Origin of the sequence: Caballeronia grimmiae (assembly GCF_000698555.1) — a bacterium.
Lineage (GTDB): Bacteria > Pseudomonadota > Gammaproteobacteria > Burkholderiales > Burkholderiaceae > Caballeronia > Caballeronia grimmiae.
This window is the reverse complement of record NZ_JFHE01000034.1, coordinates 41,912-59,778: the sequence shown is the minus strand read 5'-3', so window position 1 is coordinate 59,778 and position 17,867 is coordinate 41,912. Positions and strand designations below refer to the sequence as shown.

Here is a 17,867-nt window from a genome sequence, read left to right as displayed (position 1 = left end):
GCGCGTGATGCCGCCGCCGTTCTTCCACGGCACGTCGTTGAGCGAAGCAGCGCGGATGATCTTCACGTCAGAAGTGTCCGGTGAACTGATAACGGTCGCCCGGATGCCAGAGATTTGCAACCGACGCGACCGCGTCGCGCGACCACGTGCGCCGATGCAGCAGCAGACACGGCTCGTGCTCGGTCATTGCAAGCGCGTGACGAATCCCGGCCGACGGCACCGACGCCTCGATCCGGTACTCCACCCGCTGCAACGGCGCGGCCACCATCAGATATTGATTCGGCGTGATCGTCGTGAAATCCTGCCGCGCGTACTCGGGCGCGAGCGCCGGGTTCACGTGGCGCTCCTCGAGCTGCACCGGCTCGTCGTTCTCGAAGTGCAGCACGCGCGAATGAAACACCGGGCTGCCGAGCGCAAGCTGCATCTCGGCGGCGAGCGTTTCATCGACGATGGATGCGCCCAGATGCAGCACTTCCGCGCGATACGCATGGCCGCGGGCGACGATTTCATCGGAGATGCTGCGAATCTCGACCAGCGTCGACGCGTACTTGGGCTGCGCGACGAACGTGCCCGCACCCTGCACGCGCGTCAGCACTTGCTCGGCCGTCAGCTCGCGCAGCGCGCGGTTCACCGTCATGCGCGCGACCTTGAATTCGCGCGCAAGCTCGTTTTCGGAGGGCACCTGATCGCCCTCCTTCCATTCGCCGACGTGAATGCGCGCGAGGATGTAATCCTTAATCTCGCGATACGCGGGCGTGCTCATGCGCTCGCTTCCGCCGCTTCCGATGCGAACGAGAACGGGCTGTGCCTGGCGATCTCGCCGTCCTGCACGAGCGTCGCGATAGCCGCGATATCGGGTGCGAAGTAGTGGTCGAGATCGTAGTGGGCAACGTGGGCGCGCAGCGTCTTCATCACGTTGTCGAGCCGTTCGCTCGTCTTGTGCGGCGCGCGCAGATCGACGCCTTGCGCCGCCGCGAGCAGTTCGATCGCCAGAATGTTGGCGGTATTGCTCGCAATATCGCCGAGCTTGCGCGCGGCGAACGTGGCCATGGAAACGTGGTCTTCCTGGTTCGCGGAGGTCGGCAACGAATCGACGGAAGCGGGATGCGCGAGCGTCTTGTTCTCCGACGCCAGCGCCGCCGCCGTCACGTGCGCGATCATGAAGCCGGAATTCACCCCGCCATCGCGCACGAGGAACGGCGGCAGGCCGGACAGCGTCGCGTCGATCAGAAGCGCGATGCGGCGCTCGGCCAGCGCGCCGATTTCCGCTGCGGCGAGCGCGAGATTGTCGGCGGCGAACGCAACGGGTTCCGCATGGAAGTTGCCACCCGACAGCACTTCGCCGGTATCGGGGAAAATCAGCGGATTATCAGAAACGGCGTTCGCTTCGATCAGCAGCACATCGGCCGCGTGGCGCATCTGGTCGAGACACGCGCCCATCACTTGCGGCTGGCAGCGCAGGCTGTACGGGTCCTGCACCTTCTCGCAATCCGCATGCGACAGATTGATGCCCGAGCCTTCCAGCAACGTGCGATACGCGGCTGCCGCGTCCATCTGCCCGCGATGCCCGCGCAACTCGTGGATACGCGCATCGAACGGCACGACCGAACCCGCCGCCGCATCCACCGACAGAGAGCCCGCCACCAGCCCGGTACGGAACAGGTCTTCGATTGCGAACAGGTTGTACAGCGCGAGCGCCGCCGACGCCTGCGTGCCGTTGAGCAGCGCCAGCCCTTCCTTTGCCTGCAGCGTGAGCGGCTTGAGTCCGGCGACCGCGAGGCCGTCGATGGCGCTCGCGCGTTCGCCGCGCACCATTACATCGCCGATGCCGAGCAGCACCGTCGACATATGCGCGAGCGGCGCGAGATCGCCCGATGCGCCGACCGAGCCCTTGATGGGGATAACCGGCAGCACGTCGGCGTTGAATAGCGTGATCAGCGCCTCGATCACTTCGCGGCGAATACCCGAATGACCGCGCCCGAGACTCGACAGCTTGAGCGCCATCAATAGGCGCACGACCGGGCGCGACATCGGCTCGCCGACGCCGACCGCATGCGACAGCACCAGATTGCGCTGCAGCAGTTCGAGCTGATCAGCAGGAATATGCGTGTTGGCGAGCCGCCCGAAGCCCGTGTTGATGCCGTAAGCGGGATCGCCCTTGGCGGCGATCGCGGCAACGGCGCGCGCGCTCGCGTCGATGGCGTCGAAGCTCGCCGGATCGAGGCGCAGCGAGTCGGAGCCGCGTGCGATGCGGCGCAGTTGCGGCAGCGTGAGTTTCCCGGGCGTCAGCGTAATCATGTTTCGTCCTGTCTATACAAGTTAGACGCCAGTCTAAACGCGCATAAACGACGAAACAAGGGGGACCCCGGGATTCCACTGAGACGAAATCCGGAAGATGCCGCCTCTTGTCTATACAGATGTCGCGAGCCTTACAGCACTTTTTCCATGACGAGCTGCACGAACCGCTGGCCCCGCATGACGGCTGCGCGGGCGAGCAGCATCGTGAAGCCGCAATACTCGAAGAACGGCCGGCCCGTCGCGCTGGAATAGGTGTGCAGGACGCGAATGCCGGCTTCGTCGGCTTCGGCTTCGATGCGCGCGAGCAGCGCCGTCGCCACGCCTTTGCGCTGATGATCGGGGTGCACGAACATCATGTCGATCAGCCCGTTCTCCTCGAGATCGGCGAAACCGGCGAGCTGGCCGTCCGTGAACGCCACCCAGGTCGGGCGGCTCGCACGGGCCAGCGCCCATTCGTCGGGGTCGGCTTGCGCCCACGCTTCGATCTGTTTTTCGTTGTAATCGGCCGATGCCGTCTCGCGCACCGCGCGCAGAAACAGATCGATGATGCCGTCGAGATCGCTCGGCCGGTACGGTCTGATTTCGATAAGCGGGAACACGGACATGTCTTTCACCTTCTTTCTTGCGGTCAATGAGTAAAGCCGCTGCAGGCGCAGCGAAGTGGAGCGTCAGTTGACGCGGGACGAAATTGTAGGGAACAGGCGCGCGGCAAACGCGAAAAGGTGTGGCGGCATCAGCTCGCCGCAGCGACGGTCGCGATCCCGAGCGCGGTCATCAGAAGCGACGCGCCGACGTGCGTCGCGATCTCGATGAACGCCCAGCCGAGCCGTCCCTGCTGAAGATGCGCGACCACTTCCGCGGAAAACGTCGAGAACGTGGACAACCCGCCCATTAATCCGGTGATGACGAAGAGCCGCCATTCGACCGAAATGTCTGGAAAGCGCGCGAAAAACGCCACCGCCACGCCGATGATGTACCCCGCGATGACATTGGCCGTGAAGGTGCCGAGCGGCAGGTTCGGGAAGATGGCGTTCAGGCGCAGACCAAGCGCCCATCGGAGCAGCGAACCAAGGCCGCCACCGAGTCCCACGGCGAAAATCGACAGGTACATGAATAAACTTAGTGATCTGAATGAAAGTTCGCGAGCCGTTCGACGAGCGCAGCGCGGCTTGGCTCGACGATCCATCCCCGCTCGTGCCGCAGATGCGCCGCCCACGTGCCGTCGCGCCGCGCTTCCCAGCAGCCCGCCTCGTGGCCGTCGATGAAGAGCGAGCCGCGCATGACGAGCGCAGGATCGGCGGGATCGAGCGCCATGTCATCGTTGTGTTCGAGCTTTATGTCGTGCATGAACGTCGCCTGCGAAAGCCAGCTATCGGCATTCTAACGATACTTCAGCCTCGCACCGTAACATGAACGACATTGCCGAAAGGCAATCGAGCGCGCCAGCCGGGTCCGTTCAGGGTTGCGCTTCGAGTGCATCCGTCAGCGATATCCGCCGATGACCATCACGGCCAGTCACGCTTTCCGCGCTGAAAAGCGCATCGAGCACGGCCTGTTCGATGCTGTCGGCAGTCGACTGAAACAGTGGATCGATGAAGGCATCGCTCAGCAGCGGCGGCATCGCGATTAAAGCGGCGTCATGCGGGACCGCGTACGCCGTCGAGAACGCCAGCGCGATGTCGCCGCTGCCGTGACCATAAACGGAGCCGGTGCGCGCGAGTCCCGCTGCGGCGCGCATCGCGAGGCGGCGCAGCTGACGCGAATCGAGCGGCGCGTCCGTGGCGACGAGCATGATGATCGAGCCTTGTTCGGGGCCGGCGTTCGATTGCATCGCCGCGTGCAGCCCACGCCCTGCCGCATCGCCCGCGATAGTGAGTTGCGGCAGGCGGCCGCAGTTCGCGAGCACGAGCGCGCCTGTCGTGTACGCGCGCCCTTCGATGCGTGCAATGCGCGAGGCCGTGCCGATGCCGCCTTTCAGTTCGAAGCACGACATGCCGCGTCCCGCCCCGACCGCGCCACGCGCGAAGTCCTTCGAACAGGCGGCGAGCGCGTCGCGGTAATGCGCCTCTTCGACGGCGAACGTCTGCATGTCGTTCAGATAGCCATCGTTGCATTCGAGCACGAGCGGATTCACGCTGGGCCAGTCGCGCCCGATCTTCCCGTTTGATTCGCAGGCCGAACGAATCTGCGCTTGCGCTATCGTGCTGACAGAAAATGTATTGGTCAACGCAATCGGCGTTTCGAGCACGCCGAGTTCTTCGATCTGGACTAGCCCGATGCTCTTGCCGAAGCCGTTGATCACGCACGCCGCAGCGGGAACCTTGCTGCGATACAGGTCGCCGTCATGCGGACGCACGACGGTCACGCCGGTCTGCACGTCGCCGGCATCGAGCGTGCAATGTCCGACGCTCACGCCGGCGACATCCGCGATCGTGCCGCGTGCGCCCGCTTCCAGCAAGCCGATATGCGGTGCGTTCTTCATGGCCGGTCCAGCTTCGGATCGAGCGCATCGCGCAGGCCGTCGCCAAGCAGGTTGAACGCGAGCACCGTGAAGAAGATCGCGAGGCTCGGGAAGATTGCGACGTGCGGAGCCATCGTCATGTCGGCGCGCGCTTCGTTGAGCATCGCGCCCCACTCGGGCGTCGGCGGCTGCGCGCCCAGGCCGAGAAACGAAAGACTGGCCGCCGTGATGATGGACGTGCCGATGCGCATCGTGAAGTACACGACCACCGACGATATCGTGCCCGGCAGGATATGCCGCACGATGATCGTCCAGTCCGATGCGCCGATGCTGCGCGCCGCCTCGATATACGTGAGATGTTTCAGCGCGAGCGTGTTGCCGCGCACGAGCCGCGCGAACGCGGGAATGCTGAAAATGGCGACGGCGAACACGACGTTCACCATGCCGTTGCCGAGAATCGCCACGACGCCGATTGCGAGCAGGATGCCGGGAAACGCGAACAGCACGTCGGAAATGCGCATCACGATGCGGTCCCACCAGCCTTCGTAATAACCGGCGAGCAGGCCGAACAGCGTGCCGATCACCGCGCCGATCACGACGCTCACCAGGCCCGCCGTCAGCGAGATGCGGCTGCCGACGAGAATGCGGCTCAGGATATCGCGGCCCAGCGAATCGACGCCGAACCAGTGCGCGGCCGATGGCCCCGCGTTGAGCGCATCGTAATCGAAGTAGTTTTCTGGATCATACGGTGCGATATAAGGCGCGATGATCGCAATGAGAACGAGCAGCAGCACGAACACCGCCGCGACCAGCGCGACGTGCTGCTGCCTGAACTTGCGCCAGAACTCGCTCCACGGCGTGCGTATTTCCTGCTGGCCGCTGCTGGCGACTCTGGCGGTGACACTCATGCGTTCCTCACTTGAACCGGATGGTCGGATTGATGACGGCATAGAGCACGTCCACGACCAGATTGATGACGATGAACTCCAGCGAGAACAGCAGCACTTCCGCCTGAATCACCGGGTAATCGCGCATCTCGACGGCATCCACGAGCAGGCGTCCGAGGCCCGGCCAGTTGAACACCTTCTCGACGACGATCGAGCCGCCCAGCAGGAAACCGAACTGCAGGCCCATCATCGTGACGACAGGAATCATCGCGTTGCGCAGGCAATGCTTCACGATGACCATCGGCTCATGCACGCCGTTCGCTCGCGCGGTTCGCACGAAGTCCTCGCCCAGCACTTCGACGAACGATGCCCGCGTAAAGCGCGCCATGACGGCGGCCACCGCCGCGCCGAGCGTGAGCGACGGCAGCACATAGCTTTGCCAGCTGCCGTCACCGACGATCGGCAGCCAGCCGAGCTTCACCGAGAAGATCTCGATAAGCAGCATCCCCAGCGCGAACGCCGGAAACGATATCCCCGAGACCGCGAGCGTCATGCCGATGCGATCGGGCCACTTGTTGCGCCATACCGCCGACACGATGCCGATCGCCATGCCGAACACCACCGCCCACACCATGCTGGCGAGCGTGAGCCATAGCGTCGGCATGAAGCGCTCGGCGATCTCGGTGCTGACGGGCCGCTTGCTGCGCGTCGACATGCCGAAGTCGAAGTGCACGACCTTGCTGAAGAAGCTCACGAGCTGCTGCGGCAGCGGCTTGTCGAGACCGAGATCGGCACGCACGAGCGCGACCGTTGCCTCGTCCGCTTCGGCTCCGGCTGCGAGACGCGCCGGATCGCCGGGCAACAGATGCACGAACAGAAACACCAGCACCGCGACGATGAAGAGCGTCGGCAGCAGGCCGAGCAGACGCTTCGCAAGGAAGTTGAGCATCGTTACTTGATGGCGATCTCATCGAAATTGAACGAGCCATCCGGCATCACGTACGCGCCGGAAAGCCGCTTGCTGCGCGCATAGACCACTTTCTCGGTGACAAGAAAGATCCACGGCGCATCGGCCCAGATACGCTTCTGGGCGTCGGCGTAGAGCGCGGCTTTCTCATTGCGGTCGGTGGTCGCGAGCGCCTTCTGCAAGTCGGCATCGACATTCTCGTTCTTGTAGTACGCCGTATTCGACAGCTTCGGCGGCATGGACGAACTCGCGAGCAATGGCGATATTGCCCAGTCCGCTTCGCCCGTCGACGAGGACCAGCCGATGTAGTACATCCGCACGGGCGCGGTGGCCGGATCGGGCGCGCTGTCCACACGCTGCACGCGCTGCCCGGCTTCGAGCGCCTCGACCGACGCCTTCACGCCCACTTGCCCGAGTTGCTGCTGCACGAACTGAATGATCTTCTGCGCGGTCGTGTGGTTGTAGCCGGACCAGAGCGTCGTTTCGAAGCCGTTCGGATAGCCCGCTTCCTTCAACAACTGGCGGGCCTTCGCCGGATCGTATTTCCACGGGCCGAGCTTCGTCGCATAGTCGACGCCCTGCGGCACGACGCCCTCGGAAGGCATCGCATAACCCGCGAACGCGACCTTCACGAGCGCTTCCTTGTTGATCGCATAGTTGAGGGCTTCGCGCACCTTCGGGTTATCAAAGGGCTTCTGGCCCATGTTCATGCTGATGTAACGCTGAATGATCGACGGCGCGGCAATCAGATCGACCTTCGGGCTGGACTTGAGCGTGGCCGCCTGCTCGAACGGCACCTGGAACGCGAAGTCCGCCTCGCCCGTTTGCATGAGCGCCGCACGCGTGTTGTTATCCACGACAGGCTTCCAGTCGATCATGTCGATCTTCGGATAACCCTTCTTCCAGTAGCCCGCGAACTTCTTCACCTTCAGGTCGTCGGTCTGCTTCCATTCGACGAATTCGAACGGTCCCGTGCCGACCGGATGAAACGCGATCTCCTTGCCGTATTTCTGAAGCGCGGCCGGCGAAATCATCACCGCCGAGGGATGCGCAAGCACGTTGATGAACGCGGAGAACGGAATCTTCAGCGTGACTCTGACCGTGTACGGATCGAGCACTTCGGTCTTCTCGATCTTGTTGAAGAGGTTATAGCGCTTGAGCTTGTTCGCCGGATCGATCACGCGGTCGAACGACGCCTTCACGGCATCGCCGTTGAAGTCGGTGCCATCGTGGAACTTCACGCCCTGCCGCAGATGGATCGTATAGACCTTTGCATCGGGACTCGCTTCGTAGCTCGTGGCGAGCACGTTCTGGATCCTCATGTCCTTGTCGAAGCCGAAGAGCCCTTGATAGAACGACTTCGACACGGCCTGCGAGAGCGTGTCGTTGGCGTCGTAGGGATCGAGCGTCGTGAAGGTCGAAGCGACGGCCATGACCGCAGTGCTTTGCGCATACGCGGTCATGGAACCGCACGCGATCATCGAGGCGACTGCGCTCGCGGTGAAAACGCGGCGCAGCGTGAGGGAACGAGAGGACGGCATCGTGAACTCCTTTGCTTGACGTTATGGTGCGCTACGATGTGCTTCCGGAAACCTAATACGCGCCGCCGACGTGATGCTCGGCGACATAGTGATCCGGCCCGACCGCGACGAGTTTCGCGACCGTCGGCTCGTCGCCGAGCTTGCGTATCGGACTGGGGATTTCATCGGCGGCGAGCATGCGCTGCGCATGACGGCGCGCGGGATCGGCAACGGGCACCGCGCTCATCAGCTTTCTCGTGTACGGATGACGCGGCGCCTCGAACACGGCGGCACGCGGCCCGATCTCCACGATCTGCCCGAGATACATCACCGCGACGCGATGGCTCACGCGCTCCACCACCGCCATGTCATGCGAGATGAACAGATACGCGATGCCCAGTTCGCGCTGTAAATCGAGCATCAGATTCACGATTTGCGCGCGCACGGAGACATCGAGTGCGGAGACGGACTCATCCGCGATGACGACCTTCGGATTCAGTGCCAGCGCACGGGCGATCGCAATGCGCTGACGCTGTCCGCCCGAGAATTCATGCGGATAACGTTGCGCGGCTTCCGGCGGCAAGCCGACTTTTTCGAGCAGCCAGTCGACTCGCGCCTGCGCTTCTTTCCCGCTCGCTACGCCATGCACGAGCAGCGGCTCCATTACCGAAAAGCCGACGGTCAGACGCGGATTGAGCGACGCGAACGGGTCCTGAAAGATGAACTGGATATTGCGGCGCAAAGCCTGGAGTTCGTGGCCTTGCAATGCGCTAATGTCGCGTCCGTCGAACTCGATCGAACCGCTCTGGCTTTCGACGAGCCTCAGGAGCGAACGCCCCGTCGTCGATTTTCCACAGCCCGATTCGCCGACGAGCGCAAGCGTTTCGCCCTGCCGCAGATCGAAGCTGACACGCTCGACCGCGTGCACCGCTGCAGTCGTGCGGCCGAAAAGCCCGGTCTTCACGGGAAAGCGCGTGACCAGATCGCGCACGCGCAAGATCGGCGGACTGGTTTCATCGACGGCGGGCTGCACCTGATGCTCCACTGCCGCCGATGGCCGCAGCGCGCTGGCATCGTCGGGAGCGGCGTCCGCCGGCTCGACCTCGACAATCGGAAACTTCGCCGGACGATGCGTGCCATGCATCGCGCCGAGCGTCGGCACGGCGGCAAGCAGTGCCTTCGTGTACGAACGCTTCGGCTTCCGAAATATTTCCTCCGAAACCGCTTCCTCCACCTTCTCCCCGCGATACATCACCAGCACGCGATCCGCGACTTCCGCGACGACGCCCATATCGTGCGTGATGAAGATCACGGCCATGTTCATCTCGTCCTGCAGGCCACGCACGAGTTGCAGAATCTGCGCCTGTATCGTCACGTCGAGCGCGGTCGTCGGTTCGTCGGCGATGAGGAGCGCGGGCTTGCACGAAAGCGCCATCGCTATCATCACGCGCTGGCGCATCCCGCCCGAAAGCTGATGCGGATAGCGTGCGAACACGTTGCGCGCTTCGGGAATCCGCACGAGATCGAGCAGGCGCAAGACTTCCTGGCGCGCTTCGGAGCGGCTCTTGCCCTGATGCAATGAGATCGCTTCCGCAATCTGATCGCCGACGGTGAAGACCGGATTGAGCGATGTCATCGGCTCCTGGAAGATCATCGCGATGTCCGCGCCGCGCACGGTGCGCATCGTCGCTGACGAAGCGCGCGCCAGATCGAGCACGTTGCCGTTGCGCCGGCGAAACGCGATGCTGCCCGCCGCGATCGCACCGCCGCCGTGCTCCACGAGCCGCATCAGCGCAAGCGACGTCACCGACTTGCCCGAGCCCGATTCGCCGACGATCGCAAGCGTTTCGCCGCGATCTACCGTGAATGAGACGCCGCGCACGGCTTCGATGATCCGCGAGCGCGAGCGGAACGTGACCGACAGATCGCGCACGTCGATTACGCGAGAATCAGGCAAGGTAAGCGTCGTCGTCATGGGCGGTAAATCGCCGTGACCGGCGTTGCGTTCACATGGGCATAACCGCGATACATCCCCTCGGTATTAAACGGCAGCGTGACGTTGCCCTTTGCATCGACGGCGATGAGCCCGCCGCGTCCGTCGATGCGCGGCAGCTTGTTCATCACGACATCGCGTGCGGCTTCCTCCAGCGTCACGCCGCGATACGCCATCTGCGCGGACACGTCATACGCCGCGAGCATGCGGATGAACATCTCGCCGGTTCCGGTCGTCGAGACGGCGCAGGTCGCATCGTTCGCATAGCAGCCCGCACCGATCAACGGCGCGTCGCCGACGCGGCCAGCCTGCTTGTTCGTGACGCCGCCCGTCGATGTCGCGGCGGCGAGATGGCCGTTCGCATCGAGCGCCACCGCGCCGACCGTGCCGAACTTCTTCGTAGGATCGAGCGGATCGTCTTCGTCCGTGGCCTGCGAGGCTGCATCGTGATCGAGCAACGTACGCGATGTGCCGCGCGCCTTCAGCCACTGCTGATAGCGGGCATCGGTATGGAAATACAACGGCTCGACGAACTCGAGCCCTTGCTCGAGCGCGAACGCTTCCGCACCGGCGGCGGTGAACATCACGTGCTCGCTCACCTCGAGCACGCGGCGGGCGGCGAGGACCGGGTTCTTCAGGTGCCTCACACAACTGATCGCTCCGGCTTCGAGCGTCGCGCCGTCCATGATCGACGCGTCGAGTTCATGCGTGCCCGCTGCCGTGAACACGGCGCCGTGGCCCGCATTGAAGAGCGGACAGTCTTCGAGCAGGCGCACGGCTTCGGTGACGGCGTCGAGCGCGCGGCCGCCGCCGGCGAGAATGCGTTCGCCCGCGTGCAGCACGCCGGCGAGCGCAGCGTGATAGCGCGCTTCGGCTTCGGCGTTCATGGCCGAGCGAAGGATCGTGCCCGCGCCGCCGTGTATCGCGATGACTGGAATGGCGCTCATGGTTCGCGCGGCTCCGTTCGAGTTATTTGTTCGATGGATGCAGCCGCGAGCCACGGCAGCACGAATTCCGCGAGTCCCGACGCCGCTTCCACGGATCGTTTCGCGCGATGCGCGACCGCGTCGCACAGCGCTTCGATGACCGCCAGTACGGCCGTGTCGCAATTCGCGGCGAGCCGGCGTTCGGCGCGGATGGCGAGCACGAGATCCGCGACGCGGGCGAGCGGCGACGCGCCGCTATCGGTCAGTGCGACGACGCGCACGCCATGTTCGCGGGCCTGCCGCGCGAGCGTGATGGTGTCGTCGACATAGCGGGGAAATGCGATTGCGACGAGCACGTCTTCGCGCGACGCCGTGAACAACCGGCGCGCCGCGTGCGATGGCCCGCCGGCGAGCGCCAGCGACTGCACATTCGCGCAATACGGCGTGAGGCCGTGCTCCAGCAGCCCGGCGAGAAACGCGCTCGCGCCGTAGCCGAGCACGAACACGCGATTCGCGCCGAGCACGGCGTCGACGAGCGCATCGGCTTTCGCCGCATCGACCGATGCTTGCGCCAGCCGCACATTCGACGCCGCCTGCGCGAGCGACGCCTCGAACACTTCGGCCCCGCTCGCCGGTGTCTCGAGCGACGAGCGCAAACGTTCGACGGGTGCGATCGTCGCTTCGAAGCCGCGCACGAGCGCATCGCGAAACGCCGGATAGCCCGAGAAACCGAGCGCCCGCGCGAAGCGGTTTGCCGTCGCGATGGACGCACCGACGGCATCGGCGAATTCGTCGATGCGCATGGTCGCCGAGCGAAACAGGTTCGCCAGCACGAACGCGCCCATGCGCTGATGGACCGGCGTGAGCGCCGGCATCGCGGCAGCGATGCGCGTCGCGATCGGCTCGTCGGCGCTGATCGGCGGTAAAACCGGAAAACGGCGGGACATGAGGCGGCGGCACGCTCGTCGGGTAGTCGCGATGAAAGCATGTTTACCTAAAATGGCCGCCGAAAAAAATTCATTTTCATCGAACTCGGGTTTTCGATGACGTCGCGCGATGCGTCAAACGCCCATGCACGTTCATGCACAATACGGGACGTATCGCTTATGAGCCGACATCGACGCATGAACTTCGACTTCCTTCCGGACAGCCTGTCGCAGCACCTTCCGACGCAACCCTGGGCGCAGCTCATCGTGGGATTGTTCGCGCTCTTCGTCATCGCGGAGTTCGTGCAATGGGTCATCGCGCGTGTGCTGCTGCGCATCGCGCATCGGCTGCTGGTGCTCGCGGGACACGCGGCGTGGGATCGCGCGTTCATCCGGCATCGCGCGTATCAGCGGCTGTGGTACGCGGCGCCGTTCGCGGTCGTCGCGCTGGGCATCGGCGAAGTGCCGCATATCGGGCGATGGGCAGCGCCGATCGAACGCGTCGCGCACGGCTGCGCGTGGGTCTGCGTGTTCCTCGCGGCGGGCAGCGCGCTTTCCGCGTGGCAGGACGTCTATGCCGCGAGCAAGGAGGCGCAGACGCGCTCGATCAAAGGCTATATCCAGATCGGCAAGCTCGCGCTGGCACTGGTGTGCGGCGTGCTCGTGCTGTCGATTCTGATCGACCGCTCGCCGCTCTGGATGCTCTCCGGCCTCGGCGCGCTTTCCGCCGTTCTGCTGCTCGTGTTCAAGGACACGCTGCTGTCGCTCGTCGCAAGCACGCAGCTCACGTCGAACGACATGCTGCGCATCGGCGACTGGATCGAGATGCCGCAAGCCCTCGCGGACGGCGCGGTAAAGGACATCGCGCTGCATACGGTCAAGGTGCAGAACTGGGACAACACGATCACCACCGTGCCGACCTACAAGCTCTTTTCGGAGAGCTATCGCAACTATCGGCACATGTTCGAATCGGGCGGAAGGCGCATCAAACGAACGATGCGCATCGACGCGCAATGCGTGCGCTTTCTCACCGATGAGGAAACCGAGCGCATGCTGCGCTTTCGCCTGCTGCACGATTATCTGCAACAGAAGCAGACCGAAGTCGAGCAGGCGAACCGCAATCTCGGAGAACTGGCCGAGGAGCCTGCGAATCGCCGGCGGCTGACGAACATCGGCACGTTTCGCGCGTATGGGGTTGCGTATCTGCAGCATCATCCGGAGATACGGCAGGACATGGCGATCATGGTCCGCATGATGGAGCCGGAGTCGGCAGGCATTCCGATCGAGGTCTACTGCTTCACCGCAACGACCGCGTGGGCGCAATACGAGCGCATTCAGGGCGATGTCTTCGACCATCTGCTGTCGATTCTTCCCGAGATGGGGCTGCGGCTGTATCAGGCGCCGTCGGGAAGGGACTTCTCCGGCGTGGCGGGACGGCTGCGCGGCGAGATGCCGACTCTTTGACTTTCGCCCCCGGAAGAATCAGGCAAGAATTGTCGATTTTTGTGTATTCACGCGCGCTGTCACGGTCCTTACGATGATGTCATCGCCGGTGCGTCCTAGCGCATCGCCATTCATCGGGAACAAGGAAACTCACTGTGATCGATCGCGTTCATGCCATGCGTGTCTTTACGCGTGTCGTCGATACGAACAGCTTCACGCGCGCCGCCGAGTCGCTCGGCATGCCGCGCGCGAGCGTTTCGACGACCGTGCAACAACTCGAAGCGCTGGTCGGCGTGCAACTGCTCGCACGCACGACCCGGCGCCTGAACCTCACCGTCGACGGCGCCGCCTACTACGAGCGCTGCGCCCGGATTCTCGCTGATATCGACGAACTCGACTCCGGCTTCGCAGCGGGCGAAGAGCGGCTGCGCGGACGCCTGCGCGTCGAGATGCCGGATACGGTCGCGACGTCGATCGTCGTGCCCGCGCTGCCCGAGTTCCATGCGCGCTATCCGCAGATCGAGCTGTCGATCGGCATCGGAATGCGTAACGTAGACCTCGTCGGCGAAGGCGTCGACTGCAGCGTGCAGTTGGGCGAGTTGCCGGATTCCGGGCTGGTCGCGCGCCGCCTCGGATTGCTGGAACAGGTGACGTGCGCGAGCCCCGCCTATCTGGAAAAGCACGGCACGCCCGCGAGTCTCGACGAGCTCGCGCAGCACGTCGCGGTGAATTGCATGCCGGAAAAGAGCGGCCGCCCCGCCGATTTCGAATTCGACGTGAACGGCAAGCCGCACTTGATGAGCATGCGCGGCTTCGTGCAGGTCGCCGACGAGCACGCGTATCTGGCGTGCGGCCTGCAAGGGCTCGGGCTGATCCAGCCGCTGCGGATCGCAGCGCAGCCTTATCTGCGCTCAGGGCAACTGCGGGAAGTGCTGCCGCAATGGAAGTCGCCGCCGCTGAAGGTATCGGTCGCGTTTCTGAAGAGCCGCCAGGCGACGCCGCGCGTATCGGCTTTCGTGGATTGGCTCGCGGCGCTTTTCGAGCGGTCGCAGCAAGTGGACGATACGCTCACGAGCCTGTATCGCGCGGCGCGGCGGCGTTCCGACGAACCCGCCGAGGCCTGATCGAACCTAGCGCACGGGCGTGGCCGCGTCTTCGCCGACCACCGTGTTCCACTTGCGCACGTCCCAGCGTTCGACGAGCTTGTTGGTGACGTAGGGATCGCTTTGCGCGAACGCCTCGGCGGCCGCCGGCGATTCGCCCTCGAAGAGCAGCATCGCGCGGTCAGCGGGGCTGTCGAGCGCACCGGCCAGCACGATATCGCCGCGCTCGACCGCCTGCCACGCCAGTTTCAGATGTTCATCGCGGAATTGCGCCCGGCGCTCCAGATAGTCGGGCGCCAGTTCATAAATCAATAAATAGTGCATTTCTTCGTCTCCTGGGTGATTCACCGTTTCATCGGCCGATTGGCTATCCGAAGTTCTTTTGCCGCCTTTCTCCGCAAGTCTAAGAGTTCTTCAGAACCGTCCGATCGTCAATCGTGACGAGATCGCACATCATGCGCGGGTACTCCAAATCGGACCCATCCATGTACCGCGATCAACCTCCCTGCAATACGTGCACGAAGCACGATTGCCGCACGTGCGCCTGGACTTCGCCGCTCGACGCATCGTATCGAAGGTTCGTTCCGCCGGGCCCGGTGTTGTCCGTGCGCCCTGCGCGACCGGGCGGCGGCGCGGAAAGCCCGGCAGACCAGTCGTGGCTTGCCGCGGCCGCCCGGCGCCTCGCCCGGCTCTTCTCCAGCTCTTCATCACGCCCGCTTTGAGCGCGCACCGAACGTGCACTCAGCACGCGCTGTCAAGCGCGGAGCCCCGTCATGCGCGACCGAGTGGCGCGCGCACGGCACTTGTGTAAAGAAATATGCACGCGTTTTTTCAGGATACCTGCACGGATAGAATGCACGCGTCATTACGCCCGCGTTCGGCGTCATAGTAAAAGGATAGCAGTCGATGAGTATCAATCTGGTTCAGGCGGTCAATACCGCGATCTCAAGCGAGATCGCCGAACAGCTTTCGCACAAGTTCGGGATTCCTGCGCAGATCGTGCAGCAAGTCGCCGCACGCACCGCTCCGGGTCTGGTCGCGTCGATCATGGACCGCTCGGCGGTCGGCGACGGTGCACGTGCCGTGCACGCCGCGATCATGTCGCCGGAGGCGAATGCTTTCGTCGTCGATCAGTTGCGCAATGCAATCACCACGACGACCGGCCTCAAGCACCTCGAAGCATCCGGCCATTCGCTCGCGTCGCGCGCATGCGGCCAGCGCATCGACGCACTGACCGATGCCGTGTCGGCGGAAACCGGCGTGCCCGTTCAGGCCACCTCGGCGCTCGCCGGCATGCTCTCCGCGGTGTTGTTCGGCATTCTCAAGCATCACTTCCTGCTGTCGCAGGCGAGCGTCTCGAACCTGCCGGGCTTGCTGCACGACCAGATCGGCGAGATGCGCGCGTCGCTGTCGCATGGCGTCGCCGGCGCGCTCGGTCTCGGCAACGTCGACGGTTTCGTGAGCAGCATCGGAGCGCGGCTCGATGCCGCCGGCGCGACGCTCGAAGTGCCCGAGGAAGCGGCGGCGATGCCTGCTGCCCAGACCGGCGCTGCCGGCGGCTATGCGCCCCTGAGCGCACCGAAGCCGCTTCCTGCAGTGCCGCCGCCCCCGGTCGCTCCGGCGCCCGCGCCGATGACGGCCTCCGCGCCCTTGCGCGCCCGTGCGCAAGCGCGTCCGCAGAAGAGTTCGAAGAAATGGGTCTGGCTGCTGTTTGCGGTGCTTGCCGGGATTCTTGCGCTCGTCTACTACCGCGGCTTCACGCAGAAGCAAAGCGTCGACCTGAATGAAAGCGCCGGCACGCCTGTCGCGACGGTGACCCAGCCCGCACCGGAAGCGTCCGCTCAAGTCGCGGCCTTCGATGACCGCGCATCGGCGCCGACTGCGGCCTCGACCTCGGCTCCGGCTTCGACTGCAGCATCCACGGCCGCTCCGGTTGCAGCTTCGGGCGCGTCGGCATCGACGGCAGACTGGAAGGACGCTCAACTGGCGTTCAGCGTCAGCAACGCGGGCGTTCCTTCGGTGCAGGCAACGGTCGGCACGGAAGCGGAGAAACAGCAATTGATCGACACGCTCAATCGCCGTTTCCCCAACGGCTATAGCGCGAACATCTCCGTGGTTCCCACGACGCGCCCGGCGACGTGGCTTTCGCGTTTGAAGGCGCTCGCGCCGCTGATGGCAGTGCCGGGCGCCGAGGCGAAGCTGATCGGCTCGAAGGTCGAACTGAGCGGCGCCGCCGCCGACTCCAAGCTCGGCTGGACGGATCGCCTGAACAAGACGCTGGGCGGCATGTTCCAGGTCAGTTCGTTCGATGTCGACAGCGCCGTCGCCACGGCGACGCAGTCGTTTCGCGGCGCGATGAAGTCCCTTCTCGCCACCGACGAAGCCTGCTCCGGCGACAAGCTCGCCAAGGTGCTCGATTTGCAGGTCGTCAACTTTGCGCGATCCAGCGCCGCCCTGCCCGAGGGTGCGGTCGCGACCCTCGGCGAGACTGCGCAACTGCTGAAGAGTTGCGCAGCGAAAGGCTCGATGGTGAAGCTCGAAGTGGCGGGTTATTCGGATGGCGTCGGCAGTGCGCCGGCCAAGATGGAAATGTCGAAGGAAAGCGCCGCAGCCGTTCGGGCGTTTCTCGTGAAGAACGGCGTGCCGCCTCAGTCGCTTACGGCAATGGGCTATGGCGACGCCAATCCTGTCGCCGACAACGAAACGGCGAGCGGACGCTTCGCGAATCGTCGAATCGAGTTCGTCGTCAAGTAAAGAGACCAATTCGTTCGTCAGACAGAAATGCCGTCGCGCTCACGCGCGCCGGCATTTTTTTTCATCGCGGCCGGAGAAAATTCAGTTCGGCTTCTCGAAGCCGTTTTCGGCCCATCGTTCGGCGCTGGCCTTCGTGAGCTTGAACGCCGGCGACACGCGCACGTGCGCCAGTTGCGCGCCCAACGAATCGAATGCCTTGAGATTCGCGTACGGATCGTCTTCGTCGGGGACGATCTCGAGCGCCACGGTGATGTCCTCGCCGCCGACGTCGATGGTCACGTTCTTGTGCAGCATCGCGTGCCGCTGCTGCTCGTGGCGTCGCAGTACTTCCGACGCCGTCTTTACCAGCGTACGAAATGCCGCGGAATCAAGCGGCTTCGGATTCTTCTTGTCGCGGCCCATCGTCCACGGACCGACGAGTGCGGGTTCTGCTTCGCCTGCCTGGATCATCTCGACAGCCCAGCCGTCGTCGTCTTCGTTCTTGATTACGCGAGCGGTCCAGCCGTCGTCGCGCCACAGGCGGTCTTCGTGGATGGCGTCGTCGGTGGAGGGAAATTCTGAGTCGGTCATAGCGTTGCAGTGCCGTTTT

Annotated in this window: 17 protein-coding genes; 3 read left to right on the top strand and 14 right to left on the bottom strand. The window is 64.2% G+C overall.

From position 1 onward, the window contains the following. Positions 1-67: 67 nt before the first annotated feature. The 12 genes from hutC to BG57_RS24440 form a co-directional block, all read right to left on the bottom strand. The gene (gene hutC / locus BG57_RS24495) at positions 68-763 is read right to left on the bottom strand and encodes a histidine utilization repressor (protein ID WP_035968985.1); all 696 of its coding nucleotides are present in this window, start codon (positions 761-763) and stop codon (positions 68-70) included. Then, on the bottom strand, positions 760-2,298 hold the full coding sequence (gene hutH / locus BG57_RS24490) for a histidine ammonia-lyase (protein WP_035968984.1): 1,539 nt from the start codon (positions 2,296-2,298) through the stop codon (positions 760-762). Before hutH ends, hutC begins: the two co-directional genes overlap by 4 nt. Positions 2,299-2,429: 131 nt before the next feature. Beyond that, the gene (locus BG57_RS24485) at positions 2,430-2,903 is read right to left on the bottom strand and encodes a GNAT family N-acetyltransferase (protein WP_035968983.1); all 474 of its coding nucleotides are present in this window, start codon (positions 2,901-2,903) and stop codon (positions 2,430-2,432) included. Positions 2,904-3,031: 128 nt separating this feature from the next. Then, a complete protein-coding gene (gene crcB / locus BG57_RS24480; RefSeq protein ID WP_035968982.1) occupies positions 3,032-3,409 on the bottom strand; it encodes a fluoride efflux transporter CrcB in 378 nt (125 codons plus the stop codon). 8 nt (positions 3,410-3,417) lie between these two features. Continuing rightward, the gene (locus BG57_RS24475; protein WP_035968981.1) at positions 3,418-3,645 is read right to left on the bottom strand and encodes a hypothetical protein; all 228 of its coding nucleotides are present in this window, start codon (positions 3,643-3,645) and stop codon (positions 3,418-3,420) included. 109 nt (positions 3,646-3,754) lie between these two features. Next, entirely contained in the window at positions 3,755-4,780 is a 1,026-nt protein-coding gene (locus BG57_RS24470; protein ID WP_035968978.1) for a DmpA family aminopeptidase, read from the bottom strand. After that, positions 4,777-5,667 (bottom strand): glutathione ABC transporter permease GsiD, encoded by an 891-nt coding sequence (gene gsiD / locus BG57_RS24465; RefSeq protein ID WP_035968976.1) that lies wholly within the window; start codon positions 5,665-5,667, stop codon positions 4,777-4,779. The genes BG57_RS24470 and gsiD overlap by 4 nt, the downstream gene beginning before the upstream one ends. A 7-nt stretch (positions 5,668-5,674) precedes the next feature. Beyond that, the gene (gene gsiC / locus BG57_RS24460; RefSeq protein WP_035968974.1) at positions 5,675-6,595 is read right to left on the bottom strand and encodes a glutathione ABC transporter permease GsiC; all 921 of its coding nucleotides are present in this window, start codon (positions 6,593-6,595) and stop codon (positions 5,675-5,677) included. 2 nt (positions 6,596-6,597) lie between these two features. Continuing rightward, the gene (gene gsiB, locus BG57_RS24455) at positions 6,598-8,154 is read right to left on the bottom strand and encodes a glutathione ABC transporter substrate-binding protein GsiB (protein WP_035968973.1); all 1,557 of its coding nucleotides are present in this window, start codon (positions 8,152-8,154) and stop codon (positions 6,598-6,600) included. 52 nt (positions 8,155-8,206) lie between these two features. Next, on the bottom strand, positions 8,207-10,108 hold the full coding sequence (locus BG57_RS24450; protein WP_035968972.1) for a dipeptide ABC transporter ATP-binding protein: 1,902 nt from the start codon (positions 10,106-10,108) through the stop codon (positions 8,207-8,209). Beyond that, a complete protein-coding gene (locus BG57_RS24445) occupies positions 10,105-11,073 on the bottom strand; it encodes an isoaspartyl peptidase/L-asparaginase family protein (RefSeq protein WP_035968970.1) in 969 nt (322 codons plus the stop codon). The genes BG57_RS24450 and BG57_RS24445 overlap by 4 nt, the downstream gene beginning before the upstream one ends. Continuing rightward, positions 11,070-11,999, bottom strand: coding sequence for a MurR/RpiR family transcriptional regulator (locus BG57_RS24440; protein ID WP_052005975.1), 930 nt, complete (start codon positions 11,997-11,999; stop codon positions 11,070-11,072). Before BG57_RS24440 ends, BG57_RS24445 begins: the two co-directional genes overlap by 4 nt. 177 nt (positions 12,000-12,176) lie before the next feature. Here BG57_RS24440 and BG57_RS24435 point away from each other — a divergent pair, with 177 nt between their 5' ends. Together BG57_RS24435 and BG57_RS24430 are read left to right on the top strand one after the other, a co-directional pair. After that, positions 12,177-13,442 carry a mechanosensitive ion channel family protein gene (locus tag BG57_RS24435; protein WP_035968967.1) on the top strand — a complete coding sequence of 422 codons (1,266 nt, stop codon included), beginning with the start codon at positions 12,177-12,179 and terminating at the stop codon, positions 13,440-13,442. Positions 13,443-13,579: 137 nt separating this feature from the next. Next, entirely contained in the window at positions 13,580-14,545 is a 966-nt protein-coding gene (locus BG57_RS24430; RefSeq protein WP_371875878.1) for a LysR family transcriptional regulator, read from the top strand. Between the two features lie 6 nt (positions 14,546-14,551). On the opposite strand, the gene BG57_RS24425 is transcribed toward BG57_RS24430, so the two are convergent. Then, on the bottom strand, positions 14,552-14,848 hold the full coding sequence (locus BG57_RS24425) for a YciI-like protein (protein WP_035968964.1): 297 nt from the start codon (positions 14,846-14,848) through the stop codon (positions 14,552-14,554). Positions 14,849-15,430: 582 nt separating this feature from the next. Between BG57_RS24425 and BG57_RS24420 the strand changes: the two genes are divergently transcribed. Next, positions 15,431-17,278 carry an OmpA family protein gene (locus tag BG57_RS24420; protein ID WP_035968962.1) on the top strand — a complete coding sequence of 616 codons (1,848 nt, stop codon included), beginning with the start codon at positions 15,431-15,433 and terminating at the stop codon, positions 17,276-17,278. Positions 17,279-17,359: 81 nt separating this feature from the next. Here BG57_RS24420 and BG57_RS24415 read toward each other — a convergent pair whose 3' ends face one another. Next, positions 17,360-17,848 carry a hypothetical protein gene (locus BG57_RS24415; RefSeq protein ID WP_035968960.1) on the bottom strand — a complete coding sequence of 163 codons (489 nt, stop codon included), beginning with the start codon at positions 17,846-17,848 and terminating at the stop codon, positions 17,360-17,362. Positions 17,849-17,867 lie beyond the last annotated feature (19 nt).

Bases quoted from the DNA above. Each gene is read 5' to 3' on its own strand.
- hutC (WP_035968985.1), bottom strand. From the start codon at position 763: ATGAGCACGCCCGCGTATCGCGAGATTAAGGATTACATCCTCGCGCGC.
- hutH (WP_035968984.1), bottom strand. From the start codon at position 2,298: ATGATTACGCTGACGCCCGGGAAACTCACGCTGCCGCAACTGCGCCGC.
- BG57_RS24485 (WP_035968983.1), bottom strand. From the start codon at position 2,903: ATGTCCGTGTTCCCGCTTATCGAAATCAGACCGTACCGGCCGAGCGAT.
- crcB (WP_035968982.1), bottom strand. From the start codon at position 3,409: ATGTACCTGTCGATTTTCGCCGTGGGACTCGGTGGCGGCCTTGGTTCG.
- BG57_RS24475 (WP_035968981.1), bottom strand. From the start codon at position 3,645: ATGCACGACATAAAGCTCGAACACAACGATGACATGGCGCTCGATCCC.
- BG57_RS24470 (WP_035968978.1), bottom strand. From the start codon at position 4,780: ATGAAGAACGCACCGCATATCGGCTTGCTGGAAGCGGGCGCACGCGGC.
- gsiD (WP_035968976.1), bottom strand. From the start codon at position 5,667: ATGAGTGTCACCGCCAGAGTCGCCAGCAGCGGCCAGCAGGAAATACGC.
- gsiC (WP_035968974.1), bottom strand. From the start codon at position 6,595: ATGCTCAACTTCCTTGCGAAGCGTCTGCTCGGCCTGCTGCCGACGCTC.
- gsiB (WP_035968973.1), bottom strand. From the start codon at position 8,154: ATGCCGTCCTCTCGTTCCCTCACGCTGCGCCGCGTTTTCACCGCGAGC.
- BG57_RS24450 (WP_035968972.1), bottom strand. From the start codon at position 10,108: ATGACGACGACGCTTACCTTGCCTGATTCTCGCGTAATCGACGTGCGC.
- BG57_RS24445 (WP_035968970.1), bottom strand. From the start codon at position 11,073: ATGAGCGCCATTCCAGTCATCGCGATACACGGCGGCGCGGGCACGATC.
- BG57_RS24440 (WP_052005975.1), bottom strand. From the start codon at position 11,999: ATGTCCCGCCGTTTTCCGGTTTTACCGCCGATCAGCGCCGACGAGCCG.
- BG57_RS24435 (WP_035968967.1), top strand. From the start codon at position 12,177: ATGAACTTCGACTTCCTTCCGGACAGCCTGTCGCAGCACCTTCCGACG.
- BG57_RS24425 (WP_035968964.1), bottom strand. From the start codon at position 14,848: ATGCACTATTTATTGATTTATGAACTGGCGCCCGACTATCTGGAGCGC.
- BG57_RS24420 (WP_035968962.1), top strand. From the start codon at position 15,431: ATGAGTATCAATCTGGTTCAGGCGGTCAATACCGCGATCTCAAGCGAG.
- BG57_RS24415 (WP_035968960.1), bottom strand. From the start codon at position 17,848: ATGACCGACTCAGAATTTCCCTCCACCGACGACGCCATCCACGAAGAC.